The 12758-nt window shown below is 55.3% G+C and carries 9 protein-coding genes; 4 read left to right on the top strand and 5 right to left on the bottom strand.

The window, feature by feature from the left end; translation table 11 throughout:
• The first annotated feature begins 9 nt into the window (after positions 1–9).
• Positions 10–1002 (top strand): MsnO8 family LLM class oxidoreductase, encoded by a 993-nt coding sequence (locus RT52_RS09555; protein WP_034817080.1) that lies wholly within the window; start codon positions 10–12, stop codon positions 1000–1002.
• A gap of 39 nt (positions 1003–1041) precedes the next feature.
• Here RT52_RS09555 and RT52_RS09550 read toward each other — a convergent pair whose 3' ends face one another.
• A complete protein-coding gene (locus tag RT52_RS09550; RefSeq protein ID WP_034816947.1) occupies positions 1042–1353 on the bottom strand; it encodes a hypothetical protein in 312 nt (103 codons plus the stop codon).
• Between the two features lie 156 nt (positions 1354–1509).
• Between RT52_RS09550 and RT52_RS09545 the strand changes: the two genes are divergently transcribed.
• Genes RT52_RS09545 through RT52_RS09535 form a run of 3 tightly spaced genes read left to right on the top strand, consistent with a single transcriptional unit; the run spans position 1510 to position 5998 of the window.
• A complete protein-coding gene (locus tag RT52_RS09545) occupies positions 1510–4689 on the top strand; it encodes a bifunctional diguanylate cyclase/phosphodiesterase (RefSeq protein WP_034816945.1) in 3180 nt (1059 codons plus the stop codon).
• A gap of 14 nt (positions 4690–4703) precedes the next feature.
• A complete protein-coding gene (locus RT52_RS09540; RefSeq protein WP_034816943.1) occupies positions 4704–5561 on the top strand; it encodes an MBL fold metallo-hydrolase in 858 nt (285 codons plus the stop codon).
• Positions 5558–5998 (top strand): GNAT family N-acetyltransferase, encoded by a 441-nt coding sequence (locus RT52_RS09535; RefSeq protein ID WP_034816941.1) that lies wholly within the window; start codon positions 5558–5560, stop codon positions 5996–5998. Before RT52_RS09540 ends, RT52_RS09535 begins: the two co-directional genes overlap by 4 nt.
• Before the next feature lie 30 nt (positions 5999–6028).
• On the opposite strand, the gene guaC is transcribed toward RT52_RS09535, so the two are convergent.
• The 4 genes from guaC to RT52_RS09515 form a co-directional block, all read right to left on the bottom strand.
• Complete coding sequence (gene guaC / locus RT52_RS09530) at positions 6029–7012, bottom strand: GMP reductase (RefSeq protein WP_034816940.1); 984 nt, start codon at positions 7010–7012, stop codon at positions 6029–6031.
• A 201-nt stretch (positions 7013–7213) separates the two neighbouring features.
• Positions 7214–9265: a PAS domain S-box protein gene (locus RT52_RS09525; protein WP_034816938.1), complete on the bottom strand. Its 2052-nt coding sequence runs from the start codon at positions 9263–9265 to the stop codon at positions 7214–7216.
• Positions 9266–9374: 109 nt separating this feature from the next.
• Entirely contained in the window at positions 9375–10559 is a 1185-nt protein-coding gene (locus tag RT52_RS09520) for an MFS transporter (RefSeq protein ID WP_034816936.1), read from the bottom strand.
• 142 nt (positions 10560–10701) lie between these two features.
• Positions 10702–12711 (bottom strand): catalase, encoded by a 2010-nt coding sequence (locus RT52_RS09515; RefSeq protein WP_034816935.1) that lies wholly within the window; start codon positions 12709–12711, stop codon positions 10702–10704.
• Positions 12712–12758: the final 47 nt, after the last annotated feature.

The raw sequence follows: 12758 nt of genomic DNA, 5'->3' as shown, positions 1-12758 counted from the left end.
GAGATGAACATGAGATTAAGCATACTCGATCAAGCACCGGTCACGTCTGGCCATACGTCAAAACATGCGTTGACGAGCGCCGTCGAACTCGCGCAACTAGGTGAAGAGCTCGGCTATCACCGCATGTGGATGGCTGAACACCACGGCGGTATGTCGTTTGCGAGCTCGGCACCAGAGGTTATCAGTGCGTATATCGCGGCCAAAACGGAGCGGATTCGGCTCGGCTCGGGCGGCATCATGATGATGCACTATTCCCCACTTAAGATGGCCGAGGTGTTTAAGACGCTGAGCGCACTCGCGCCAGGCCGCATCGACTTTGGCGTCGGACGGGCGCCGGGCGGGGATGCGAATGCGATTTATGCGATGTCACAAGGTCAAAAGCCGATGATGGACGGATTGTATGAAAAATTAGCGACGACGCTCCAACTCATCAATGACGAGACGCCGGAAGAGCGTTGGTATAAACACACGCCGGCCGCGCCGACCGGTGTGACGCGCCCTGAGGCTTGGCTCCTCGGGTCGAGTGGGAACAGTGCTGTCCAAGCCGGGCGGATGGGCGTCGGTTATTCGTTCGCGCAATTTTTCAACGGGGAATTGAGCACGGACGCACTCGACGCCTATCGCCATAACTTTCGTCCGTCTGCTTTCATGGAGAAGCCGGACATCAACGTGACGTATCTCGTCACGACGGCCGAGACAGAAGAGGAGGCGGAATATTTGGCCCGTCCGTCCGACTTGTCTCGTCTCTTCTTGATGCGTGGCCAATTGCGCCAGCTGATGAGTCCGGAAGCGGCGCACGAGTACCCGCTCACCGAGGTCGACAAGATTCACATCGCGAACAACCGGGCCATCCACCTCGTCGGGACGCCGAAACAGATTGCGACCCAACTTCAAGAGGAGTCGGTCCGTTACGGGTTTGACGAGGCGATGATTTGCAGCATCCAACACCAGCAGTCCGACCGCTTGAACGTCTATCGTTTGCTCGCGAACGAATTACTATAACAAGACGCTCCTTCTCTTATCAGGAAGGGGCGTCTTCGTTTAGGCGAACAGTTGGAAGAGCACGAACAAGACGACGAGACCGCCGAGTAGCACGGTGAAGAACACGGAAGCTGCCCGCTCTTGATTGCGAAGAGTCGTGTACAGCCCGACAAAGAACGCACCGATCGCTGCGGCGAACGCCGTCATCGAGGCGGCGGCTGCCCACGTATTGTCGAACAGCGTGCCGGTGTTGAACGGTTGAGCGGACTGCGTGCTGACGGTGGCGACAATCAACAAGAGGAAGACGGCGAGCAACAACCCGATCGACCATTTGCCGGGCCGTGTCTGCGGATAGACGTTTCGACTGATCATGATGGCTCACCTCGTTTCAAGACTTGATTCAGTTATCTTTACCCGTTTTTGTATGCTCTGAGTAAAAAACACTTTCCCTTTTTTTGAACGGATTTGTGAACAAACGGGTAGAAAAGTTCTACACTAGAGTCAACAGAAATCGCATGGAGGTAACGTATGAAGCAGATGAAGGCCGACCCGCATTACTTGTTTGATGTATTCGTTCGTTTATATCGCATGGTGTTTTTAATGGAAGTGACCCCGGAAGGCTATCGATACGTCCGCGTCAGTGAGCAAGGGAAGCGTGCCTCGATGCTCCCAGACGACGTGGCCGGACGCTATTTGCACGACATGTACGCAGCTGATGTGGCCGAGGAGTTGATTCATCATTACGATACCGTCATCGAGACGAGTGAGCCGGTCTATTTCATGTCGAAGATGAACATCGAATCCAACACGGCACGTTTCGCCTCATCGGTCCTCATGCCGATTGAGAACGTGGCCGGTGACGTCTGTTACGTCCTCGGCTTGACGACCGACCTGTCCGAAGAGGCCGAGCTGAAGCTGTTGTCGAGCATTGAGCACATCGATTATTTGACCGGGATGCCGAACTTGATGAAAGTGAAGCTCGAGCTCGAGAAGCTGTTTGAACATACGACGGAACGTGACATGGCGAGCGTCATGCGCCTCCATATCAACCGGTTCAAAATCGTCTTGTCGCTGCAAGGGGTCGAGTCGTCACACCATTTGATTAAAGAGATGACGCGCCGCCTAGCGGAGCTATTGCCGACCGGTTCGATGATTGGACGAGTCGACGGGGAAGACTTCATCGCCGTCTTGCCGGACACGCACATCGAGACGGCGTTCGAGCATGCGGAACGATTGCTCGAAGCCATCGCTGACTACACGTATGAGGTGGGAGGCACTGAGTTCACGTTGTCCGGCTGTATCGGGCTGAGCACCGGGTACGAGGATGCCGACCGCGTCATCATGAACGCATCGACGGCACTGCTCGAAGCGAGGCAGGCCGGAAAGCAAATGATTCGCATCTATGAGAAGGACGATTACGTCCAACATTACATTGACGAGATGACGATGGAGACCGAGCTCGTCAAAGGATTGAAAGCGAACGAGTTGCGTGTCGTCTATCAACCGCGAGTCAGCTGCCATGATGGGACGATTCATTTCGAGGCGCTCGTGCGATGGCATAGCGCGTTGCTCGGGAACGTCTCGCCCGAATCGTTCGTCACGATTGCCGAAAAATCGCTCTTGATTGAGGACGTCACCGCCTTCGTCGTCGACCGCGTCTGTCGGGATATGACCGAGGCCCCGGCCTTGTTCGAGGGGCGCCGTGTCGCCATCAACGTGTCACCGGTCGTCTTCCGTCAACCGTATATGCGGAACGTGCTCACCGTCTTGGCATCGCACGGGCTTTCGCCGGAACAGTTCGAGTTTGAAATCACCGAGCACACACTCATGCAGGAGCCGCTCGTCGGGATCCAGACGGTTGATTACTTAAAAGAAAAAGGGTTTCGTATCTTGATTGACGACTTTGGTGTCAGTTATTCGTCCCTCAATTATTTAAAACTGTTCGATATCAACGGCATCAAGATTGACCGGTCGTTCATCAGTCAGCTCGATCAAGACAACGGCTTAAAGGAATACGAGATCGTCAAATTGATCGTCTCGCTCGCCAAGAAACTCAACCTAGAAGTGACAGCTGAAGGGGTGGAGACCGAAGCGCAGTATCGTGCGATCGAGCGCCTCGGCTGTGACGAAGTCCAAGGTTACTTCTTTAGCCGCCCGCTGCCGCCGGCCGACTTGCACGCGGCGCTGAATGCGCTCGAGCATCATCATGCGGCGCTGCGCCATGGGTTATCGGGGCGACAACAGGCAATCACTTCACTCGACGAGAACGAGACGGAGCGGTTGAAGGCGATTTTACGCCTTGAAATTTTACATTCGCCACGGGAAGAACGATATGACCGAATCAGCCGTCTCGTCGCCCAGACACTCGATATGCCGACCGCGCTCATCTCGATTTTGACGACGGACCAGCAGTGGATCAAATCGTGTCACGGGGAAAAAATCGCACCGTACGTCGAACGAAAATGGACGCTCTGTGACCGCGTCGTCACGAGTCGAACGAATCTCGTGTTAGAAGACGTCCAAGCGACGGAACCGACGAGCGGGAATCCGGTTCTTGAAGGGCTAGGGTTTTATGCCGGTGTCCCGCTCGTCACACGCAGCGGACACGCCATCGGGACGCTCTGCGTCACGGACGAGACACCGCGGCCGTTCGACGAGGAAGGGGTTCGGACGCTCGAAGATTTTGCCCGCTGGGTGATGGCCGAGATTGAACTGAGCGAGCAGGTGCGTGCCGGCACGAGACGGCAACAGACGCTCGAGTCGCTATATGAAGTGACCGCGCTCCACGCCTCCTTCCCGGAGAAGCTAAAACGGATTCAGACCGTGTTGCGGGAATGGATGGGGTATTCGCATGCGATCGCCTTCTCCACTGAAAGTGGTTATAAGACGTGGTCGAGTGACGGGGACACCATGCTCGATTGGACGGAGGGCACGTATGAGCGAATCGAAGCGTTAGCGAAGCACGGTCACCAAAAGCTGGAGCGGGCCGAGCTCGTCATCGATACAATCGAATTCTCGGGAATGATCAGCTTGCCGCTCGTCAATGAGGGCAAGACGTTCGGCTGGCTCGTCTTCCTCACGGAACAGGGCAGCTTTGAGGATGTGATCGACCAGGTCGCCATTCAAGAGATGACGGACACGATTTTACTCGTGACCCGTTGGATGGAGAACGAGATTCGCCGCGAGCGCAAACATCAGGAAGTCATCGAGCTGATTACGAAAGACGGCCTGACAAAGCTCGGCAATCGCCATTCGCTCATGGCAGACTTGCGTCAAAAGATGAATCGGAAACAAGCCGTCGCGCTCCTGTTCATCGACTTAGACGATTTCAAACGGATCAACGACACACACGGTCACCTCGTCGGGGATGAAGTGCTCGTCGAGACGGCGAAACGGATCCGTTCGTTCAGTCAGTTTCATGACGGCAAGGCGTATCGGTTCGCCGGGGACGAGTTTTTGATTGTCTTGGAAACGGAACAACTCGCACAAGCGGACTTCGAGCAACTAGCAACGCTCATTTCCCAGGAAATGATGGTCGGGAACGAGTTGGTGCTCCGTCTGTCCGCGAGCATCGGCATCGCCTATTCGTCGAGCGGGCTCACCTCGCTCGATGAGCTCATCCATCACTCGGACGCGGCGATGTATGTCGCCAAAAATGGTGGGGGCGACGGGTTTTATATTTATGATTCATTTAAAGACGACCAATAAGGAGAGGATCACACATGCAGACATTCATTCCTCACTCACCTCGATTTTGGTACATGACGCCCGTGGCCGAGACCGATCGCCCCATCCTAGGCGTCGTTGTGGGGGAAACACATACACTCTTAATCGACGCCGGGAACTCGGAGTCCCATGCGAACGACTTATTCGCCGCAATGGATGCCGAAGGTCTAAAGCGACCGACGCTCGTCGCGCTGACGCACTGGCATTGGGACCATATTTTCGGGCTCTCGGCCTTGACGGGTCTCGTCTCGATCGCGAGCACGGACACGAAAAACCGGATGGCGCGTCTCTTGCCCTATGAATGGGACGATGCCTCGCTCGACGAACGCGTCAAAAGCGGAATCGAGATCCCGTTCTGTGCCGATGCCATCCGTCTCGAGTTCGGTACGGAACGGACGATGCGCGTCGTCTTGCCGACGGTCACGTTCGATGACACGCTCACGCTCGATCTCGGTGGCGTCCACGTCGTCTTGAAACACGTCGGTGGGGACCATGCGGCCGACTCGGTCGTCGCCTATATCCCGGAGGAGAAAGTTTTGTTTCTAGGCGACGCACTCTATGCGAACCTGTACGCCCCGTCCTGGCGCATGACGGCAGAAGCGACGCTCCGGTTGCTCGACCTGCTCGACCGGTTCGATGCGGACGTGTACGTGTGGTCGCATGGGGAAGTCGTATCCCGTGAAGCGTTTGAAAAAGACCGTGACATGTTGCGCGAATTGGCGCATTTGGCGTTAGATTTCCCGGGAAATGAAGCGGTGATGACGGCTCAGTACGAACAGAAGGTCGGTCGGACGGTCAATGAGGAAGAGCGGGAGTTGATTACGTTCTTCGTGAACGGGTCGAGTGAGACATGATGGAGATTCAAGAGATTGTACAGGACGATGCAGCGTTTCAACAACACTTGACGGAGCGACTTCGGGCGTTTAACGACAAGCATTCACCCCATCATCGAAACATTCGAGGTGTGGACGTGCCGGTCGTCCAATTGAAAGTGGAGCGAGACGGGGAGATCATCGCCGGATTGTATGGTAGCGTCTATTGGGGCTGGTTCGACTTGGACCGACTATGGGTCGCTGAAGCGTATGGCAAGCAAGGACTTGGCTCACGGTTGCTCGCGGCGGGAGAGGCGAAAGCACAGGCGCTCGGGGCCACTCAGGTGAAACTGACGACGTTCTCATTTCAGGCGAAAGCGTTCTATGAGCTTTACGGCTACGAGGTCGCCGGGGTGTTGCGTGACTATCCACCGGGTGCCGACTATTATATGATGACGAAGCGTCTCAGCGACGTATAAAAAACAGGCGACTCCCGCGAGTCGCCTGTTTCAGTATACTTTATCCCCGTTAAAAATCGAATTTTTCACCATGACGTAATCGACGGTGCGCAATGCGTCCAGATTGTCCCCACCCGAGTAAGAGATGGCCGATTGGAGGTCTTGCTCCATCTCGGTCAACGTGTCCTGCAGTGCCCCTTTGTACTCGACGAACATCTTCTTGCCTTCGACGTTTTTCCGTTCTCCTTTTTGGAATTCAGACGCCGAGCCGAAGTATTCTTTGAGCAGTTTCCCGTCCTGCTCGACCGTCGCACCTGGTGACTCCTCATGTCCGGCGAACAACGATCCGATCATCACCATCGAAGCCCCGAAACGAATCGATTTCGCGATGTCCCCGTGCGTGCGGATGCCCCCGTCCGCAATGATCGGTTTGGTCGCCGCTTTGGCGCACCAACGGAGAGCAGCGAGTTGCCATCCACCTGTCCCGAAACCAGTCTTGATTTTCGTGATGCACACTTTCCCCGGGCCGATGCCGACTTTCGTCGCATCTGCCCCCGCATGCTCAAGTTCGCGGACCGCTTCGGGCGTCCCGACGTTCCCGGCGATGACGAATGTCCCCGGTAAATGATGCTTGATGTGTTGAATCATGCGGATGACCGCGTTCGAATGCCCGTGCGCGATGTCAATCGTGATGAATTCAGGCGTGTGCCCCGTTTCAGCGAGCATCTCGACGAAACGATATTCGTCTTCCTTCACCCCGACGCTGATTGACGCGTATAAGCCGCGTCCGTGCATGTCTTCGATGAAGGCGAGGCGCGTCTCGGGATTGAAACGGTGCATGATGTAGAAATAGCCGTTCTCCGCGAGGGAGAGGGCGACGTTCTCATCGATGATCGTCTGCATATTCGCAGGCACGACCGGGAGCCGGAACGTGAAACCGCCGAGCGTCACGCTAGCGTCACACTCGGACCGGCTATCGACGATACATTTAGCCGGAATCAATTGAATATCTTCATAATCGAACACTTTATCCATGTAGTCCACCCCTATTTACGAACATTTTAATTGATTTAAGTGAAAATACTTCGTCCATTCGGTAATGTAACCTATATTTGGATGAAAGTCAAAGCAAAATGGCTTTAAAAATATAAAAAAGATAATGTTTCAGGATTCCAACGTTTTAATGTTCGGTTTTTAATCTAAAAATGGTATGTTTCACGTGAAAAAGACCGCTTTTCAGCGGTCTTCATACACGGCGTAACCGTTTCGTCCATTCGATTTTGCTTCGTATAAGGCGAGGTCGGCTCGCTTCAAGAGTTGCTTCGACGTCGTCGCACCGTCACAACAGGCGATGCCGATGCTCGATGTCGTCACGAACTCGTGCGTCTCGATCTGCCACGGTTGTTCAAGGGCAGCGAGTACTTTTTCAGCGACACGGTGCGGGGCGATCGGGTCGTTGTATCGAATCAAGACGATAAATTCATCTCCACCGAATCGGGCGATGACGTCTTGCTTACGGAGGACGTGGGTGAGGCGATTGGCCAACTGACGGAGCAACTCGTCTCCGATGTCATGGCCGAGCGTGTCGTTGATTAGCTTGAATCGGTCGAGGTCGAGCGATAAAATCGCGAGTGCCTCCGCCTCTTCTTCAATCCGAGAAAGCGACTCGTCGAGGTAGGCCAGGAAATAGCGGCGATTCGGCAAGTCCGTCAACGTATCGTGATACGCGAGATGCCGCAACTGTTTCTCGACAACTTTCCGTTGCATGATCTCTCGGGTGACCGTCAGGTAGTGGAGCAACGTGCCCGCGTCGCTATAGATGGCCTGAATCTTCGTCTCGAGCCAAATCCATCGTCCGTCATCGTGCGCATGTCGGAACTCGAGCGTAAGCGGTGAAGCGGCGGTGATGGTTTGAAGCGTTTGACGTGTCGAGGCGACATCGCGAGGATGGATGAAGTCGAGCGTATTTTTACCCTCGTAAAACGACGGCGTATAACCGAGCACATGAAGATGGGACGGGCTTGCGTAGCGTACCGTCCCGTCCGGCTCGAGCATGCAGACGAGGTCGCTCATATTTTCGGTGATGAGACGGTATTGCGTCTCGCTTTGACGAAGCGCTTCTTCCATCTCGCGCTTTTCCGTCACGTCACGGAGCACGGTCAGGACGGCAGTCGTCCCTTCGTAATCGATGACGAGGCTCGTGATGTCCATATGTAATCGCTGGCCGCCATGGGTGACGAGCGTCAACTCCGTGTCATCGACAGGGTCGCCGAGACGGAGCGCCTCGAGTCGTTTTAGGATGCGCTCGTGATGTTCCGGGGCGATGAACTGAAAGATTGATTCGTGATGCATGTCGGTCTCGCCAATCGTCGAGCGCGCGATGGCGTTCGCGTATAACACGCGTCCATCCCGATGCACGATAATCCCTTCTGGAATCATCTCGATCAATTGGCGGTAACGCCGTTCGCTCTCTCGCATCGCCCGTTCCGCATCTTTCTCCGGGGTGTGGTCGATGATGATGGCGAACAGGCCGTTGATATGTCCCCCGACTTCGATCGGGATGTTCAAGATTGCCAAGTCGAGCGGCTCTCCGGTCCGACGCCGGCCCTGAATCGTGTACTTATGGGGATTGCCTGACATGGCGTGGCGGATTCCCGTTTCGACGGTCGCCCGTTCAGGCGTCTCAATCCAATCGATGAACGATTGTTCTAGCAAGTCGGACTCCGTATAGCCGGTGATCGCCGTCACGGCCGGGTTAAGCGACTTGATGCGGTAATCGTGATCGAGCACGAAAATGCCGTGGGGCGAGTAGCGGCGAAGCGACTCATGCTGGTCCCGTAAAATCGTCAGCTCGAGTTCACGCCGCTTGCGTTCGGTCACTTCACGGACGACCGAGATGACGTGCGTGCACGTCTCCCCGTCAAAGACCGGTGTCACTTCTGACTCGAAGTAATGGAGCGGGAGCGACAAGACGTCTTCCGATTCGAGTGTGTCCGTATAAAAGGAGTCGGCGAGTTGGTAGTCCTCGAAAACGACACTCTTTCGCTCGCGAATGGCTTGATCGTAATAGCGAGAGATGAGCGCGGCCGTCTCGGACGGGACCTTCTCTTCAATGCTCGTCCCGATATCGGCATCTGTCCACCCGATGGCTCGTTTGCCGGGCTCGTTGACGAACACGTATCGATAGGTCGCACCGTCGACTGCCATGAAAAATACGTAGTCAGAGATTTTATCAAACGTTCGAAGTAGGGCGGCGGAATGATGATGAATCGTTTGGTCAGCGTACATAATGTCCCTCGTTTCGATGAAAACTTTTCAACACGTCATTCTCATATTACCGTATGCTGAACAAAAATGTGTGAACATTCAAAAAAAGACAGGACGTTGGAAGGTCCTGTCAGGCTACACGCTTCAATTTGGCACGCTCACGCCGTCCATTCATGACATCATACAGGAGGAGCAAGGAGGCGACGACGGCGGCGAGACCGAGATAAAGCGTCGAAAAGCCGGTGATTGGAATCATGAGGCCAATCAAGTATGGTCCGAATCCGAGACCGGCGTCGAGGGCGATGAAAAACGTGGACGTGGCCATCCCCATTCGTGCGGGCGTCGCCGCTTTGACCGCAATCGCTTGCGTCCCGGATTGGATATTCCCGAAACCAAGGCCGATCAAGGCGCCGGCGACGAGCAAACCGAGCGCCGACGTGGCCTGGCTCAACACGAACAAACCGACGGCGAACACGGCGATGGCCGGATACATGACCACGTTCGCCCCGCGCGCGTCCATGAGCCGACCGGTAATCGGGCGGGATAAGAGCACGGCAATCGAATAGACGAGGAAGAAAATACTGGCTGCCTCGACGAGGTCGAGCTCGCTCGCGTAAAAGTTGATGTAAGACAGCACGCTCGAGAAGCTGAGCGCGGCGACGGCGATGATGAGGGCGATCGGTAACGCTTTTGGTTCGACGAACGAGCTCGGTGAAAAGCCGCGGACGATGCTTGGGTTGTCCGCTTCCGGCACGTTGACGGTCAGGGCGCTGACGAGGCTGATGAGCCCGATGACGAGACAGAGCAAGAAAATCGTAGAAAAGTTCGTATATTGACTCATGAGTAGGCCGACGAATGGACCGATTGCGGTCGCGAGTGTCGAACTCATGCTGTAATAGCCGATGCCTTCCCCTTTACGGGCCGCTGGGATGACTTGCGCGACAATCGTGCCGGTCGCCGTGCTCGACAGTCCCATGCCGAGCCCGTGCACGAAGCGGGTGAACAAGAGGAAACCGACACCGAGGTCGACGAAATATAGGAGAATCGTGGCGGTGAAGAACGTCAGTCCGATGAGGAGTGTCTTCCTCCGGCCGATCGAATCGATGAGCCGCCCGATGAACAACCGCCCGACGAGCGTACCGATAATAAAGATGCCCGTGATGAGACCGGCCTCACTCGTTGAAGCCCCATAGGCCGAGACGGCGTGGACCCCGATTGTGACCATGAGCAGGAAGAAGATGAGTGTTAAGAAAAAGTTGACGAGCGAGATGATCAGAAAATCTTTCGTCCAAAGTTTTTGAGTGGCCAAATGCATGGAGCCCGCCTCCTAATATAAATAGTTAGTAAACATAACTAAAGGAGTATAGCAAACAGCGGGCGCGTTTGTCTGTTCGGACGCATCGCCTCGAAAAAGACGTGACCCGTTGGATGGGTCACGTCTTCTGAATTGATTTCAATCAAGTCCGGTCCCAGAATCGGCCTTTGGCAATCCCGTCGATAAACGTATCGAACCCGTCGAGACTGTGTTCCGGGAACGAGAATACTCCAGGCTGGTCCGTCTCCACACGGCACTTCGCGAGCGCTTCCTCGTGGTGAAGATGGAGGGCGAGCGGTTTGAAGTGCTTGTACGTGTTCTCGATGAACTCGAGGACGTCGTCTTCGACTTTGTTGGCGGCACTGACGAGGAAGGCGGCATCGAACAGGCTCGAGTCGACCGTGTCATACGTCTCTTTCACTTTCAAGTCGCCGAGCGTGTATGCTTTCTTGCCGACGAGGCTATAGTTGACCTTGTTGTCAGCGAGCGCCTGCACCCACGCCTTCACTTGCCGGGCATCGACATCGCCCGCTAACAAGACGGCGACACTCTTCGTGTCCGGTTTCGAAATCGTGTTGGCCATGCTGAGGGCAGGGGACTTCTTGTCCGAGACGACTTCGTTGTTCTCAGCCGGTAGCTCGACTCCGATGTTGTCAGCGACGACAGAGGCGAGGTGCCGGTCGATCCGATTCAACAAGTCGACGGCGTTCGTTTTCACCATGTCCGAGTCACATTTGCCGAGCTCGAAGCTGCATGCGTCTTGGATGTGTTGTTTCTCGACGTCGGTCATGCTGTTATAAAACATTTTCGCCTGTGAGTAGAAGTCGAGGAAGCTGTCGCTGCGTCCGCGAATCTTATGCCCATCGATTTTCTCTTGGTAATGCTCGAAGCCGCCTTGGTCGGCAGGGACGGGCTCGGGTTGGTTGTTGTTGAGCGCATTCTTGTGATAGCTCGTCTGGCCTTTGTGGACGGCCATCTGGTGCATGCCATCGCGTTGGTTGTTATGGAACGGGCAGACCGGTTTATTGATCGGGATTTGATGGAAGTTCGGTCCGCCTAGTCGTGACAATTGCGTGTCCGTATACGAGAACAGACGCCCTTGCAGGAGCGGGTCGTTCGAGAAGTCGATACCTGGGACGAGGTGGCCCGGGTGGAACGCGACTTGTTCCGTCTCGGCGAAGAAGTTGTCAACGTTTCGATTAAGCACCATGCTACCGACGAGTTTCACCGGCACTTCTTCTTCCGGCCACAGTTTCGTCGGGTCGAGAATATCGAAATCGAACTTGAACTCATCTTCCTCGGCGATGAGCTGGAGGCCGAGCTCCCATTCCGGATAATCCCCTTTGTCGATCGCCTCGTACAAATCGACGCGGTGGAAGTCCGCGTTTTTGCCGAGCGCTTTCTGCGCCTCGTCCCACACTTGCGAATGGACGCCGAGTTTCGGTTTCCAATGGAACTTGACGAAATGGGCCTTCCCTTCACTGTTGACGAGGCGGAACGTATGCACGCCGAACCCTTCCATCATGCGAAGGCTGCGCGGGATGCCCCGGTCGCTCATCGCCCACATGATCATATGGGCCGTCTCATGATTTTGGCCGACGAAATCCCAGAACGTATCGTGGGCGCTCCCGCCTTGCGGGACTTCAGTATGCGGCTCCGGTTTCACGGCATGGACGAGGTCGGGGAACTTGATGGCGTCTTGGATGAAGAAGACGGGGATGTTGTTCCCGACGAGGTCATAGTTGCCTTCATCTGTGTAGAACTTCGTCGCGAATCCCCGCACGTCACGGACGGTGTCACCCGAACCACGCGATCCTTGTACGGTCGAGAAACGGACGAACACCGGGGTCACTTTCGACGTGTCGTTCAAAAAGTCGGCTTTCGTGTAGTCGGCGAGCGGCTCATACAACCGGAACTCCCCGTGTGCCCCGACGCCACGGGCATGGACGATGCGTTCCGGGATACGCTCATGGTCGAAATGCGTCATCTTCTCGCGGAAGTGGAAATCCTCGATGAGTGTCGGTCCCCTCCGACCCGCCTTGAGCGAGAACTCGTCCTCGGCCATCTTCAGCCCTTGGTTCGTCGTCAGCCCGGCCTGTTGCTCGTTGTCAATCGTATGTTGTTTCAACTGCTCTTCCTTCTTGTTCCCCATGTTTGTTGCCTCCCCTTTAAATATACGCACCCGTGTAAGCCACGATT

The organism is Exiguobacterium alkaliphilum 12/1, assembly GCF_000714435.1.
GTDB lineage: Bacteria > Bacillota > Bacilli > Exiguobacteriales > Exiguobacteriaceae > Exiguobacterium > Exiguobacterium alkaliphilum.
Note: the sequence above shows the minus strand (reverse complement) of the source record. Positions and strands in the feature narration are given on the sequence as shown.